This window comes from Cetobacterium sp. (genome assembly GCF_048470075.1).
Lineage (GTDB): Bacteria > Fusobacteriota > Fusobacteriia > Fusobacteriales > Fusobacteriaceae > Cetobacterium_A.
Genome location: NZ_DBGBQB010000167.1, coordinates 1 through 2,126, shown reverse-complemented (window position 1 = coordinate 2,126; position 2,126 = coordinate 1). Strand labels below are relative to the sequence as shown.

Below are 2,126 nucleotides of genomic sequence, written 5' to 3'. Positions count from 1 at the left end.
CATTGTTTTTATTAAACTCTATAACTGTTTCAATGGAGTGAGGATTTCTTGCCCAAGCTCTTCTTGCTACTCCTCCCATTACATCCCATGGCATTGCCTGCATTAAAATGTTATCAACTCTTTTACTTCCATCTAAAACCATTCCAAATCCACCATTTATAGATTTCCCAATTCCTACTCCCCCACCATTGTGTAAAGCTATCATAGTCATCCCTCTAGCTGCATTTCCAGCAAAACATTGAGTCGCCATATCAGCCATAATATTACTTCCATCTTTTATGTTTGATGTTTCTCTAAATGGTGAATCTGTTCCTGAAACATCGTGGTGGTCACGTCCTAGCATAACTGGACCAATCTCACCTCTTCTAACCATATCATTAAATTTTAAAGCTATTTGAGTTCTACTCATAGCATCTTGATAGAATATTCTAGCTTGTGTTCCAACAACAAGTCCATTTTTATCTGCGTCCTTAATCCACATATAGTTATCTCTATCTTGGTATCTTCTATTTGGATCTACTAGCTCAAGAGCTGCTGCATCAGTTTTTAAAAGATCCTCCTTTTTCCCTGATAAACAAACCCATCTAAAAGGTCCATATCCATAATCAAATAGTTCAGGTCCTAAAATATCCTCAACATATGATGGGAATATAAATCCACCCTTGTCATCTCTTCCATTTTTTGATATCTCTTTTATTCCTATATCGTAAATAGATTTTAAGAAGCTATTTCCATAATCAAAGAAGTACACACCCTTATTTGTTAAGTTTTTAATTACATTATAGTGTCTTCTAAGTGTTTCATCAACTAACTTTCTAAAAGTTTCTCTATCCTCTGCTAACAATCTTGTTCTCTCTTCAAATGTTATTCCAACAGGACAATATCCACCATCATATACAGCATGACAAGATGTTTGGTCAGATAATAGGTCTATATGTATATCATTTATATCCGCATACTCCAATAGATCTACAATATTCCCTAAGTAGGCAATAGCGTATGGAGTTTTAGAATCCATTTTCTCTTTGGCCAAATCAAATGCTTCTTTAGGAGTTGTAACAAATTTATTTATCCATCCCTGTTCCAATCTAGTTTGAATTCTAGATAGATCCACCTCTGCGATTATAGAAACCCCCTTTGCGATAACAGTGGCTTTTCCTTGAGCTCCACTCATTCCCCCAAGTCCAGACGTTACAAAAAGTTTCCCTGTTAAATCTCCATCAGCAGGTACTCCACAGAAAAGTCTTCCAGCATTTAAAATCGTAGAGTATGTTCCATGAACTATTCCTTGAGGACCTATGTACATCCATCCACCAGCGGTCATCTGTCCATAGTTTGCCACTCCAAGGGCTGCACCTCTAGCCCAGTTATCATAATCATCAAAAGCTCCAATCATAAGCCCATTTGTTATAATAACTCTTGGAGCTGAAGGGTGAGATTTAAACAATCCTGTTGGATGCCCTGACGCAACAACTAAGGTTTGATCCATTGTTATATTCTCGAGATATTTTTTAATTAGTCTATACTGCATCCAGTTTTGACAAACTTGCCCAGTTTCTCCATAAGTGACAAGTTCATATGGATAAAGAGCTATATCAAAATCAAGGTTATTGTCAATCATCACCTGTATTGCTTTGGCGTCAGTACACTTACCTTCGTATTCAAAAATTGGTTTTCCATGTATATTACCAGTAGGTCTGAATCTATACCCGTAAATTCTACCATGAGTATGAAGCTCTTCCAAGAACTCAGGAGCTAACATCTCATGAAACTCCTCAGGGATATATCTTAAAGCATTTTTTAATGCAAGAGCTATCTCATCTTTTTCTAAATGTACAACTCTTTTGGGAGCTCTTCTAACTTTAGGATCAAATTTTGGAATCTCTAATGGAATATCACTAGGGGTTAATTTAATAGTCATAGCATTGAATATTTCTTGATTTAACATATTTTTAAGCCTCCATATTTTTATTTTTAAAATGACTTTAATAATTGATTAAAAAAATTTTGTTACTTTCTGATACTGTTAATACCTCGATTTTTAAAAAAAATACAATATAAAAATTAAATACATTTCATTTATAAAAATTACAATTCTCTATACAAAGGGGTATTCTTAACAAAGA

Annotated in this window: 1 protein-coding gene; it reads right to left on the bottom strand. The window is 34.6% G+C overall.

Annotated elements, in window-relative coordinates; all coding sequences use genetic code 11:
• On the bottom strand, window positions 1-1,948 hold a 1,948-nt coding region (locus ACMOUI_RS05855; RefSeq protein WP_418964797.1), incomplete at its 3' end, for a urocanate hydratase.
• Window positions 1,949-2,126 lie beyond the last annotated feature (178 nt).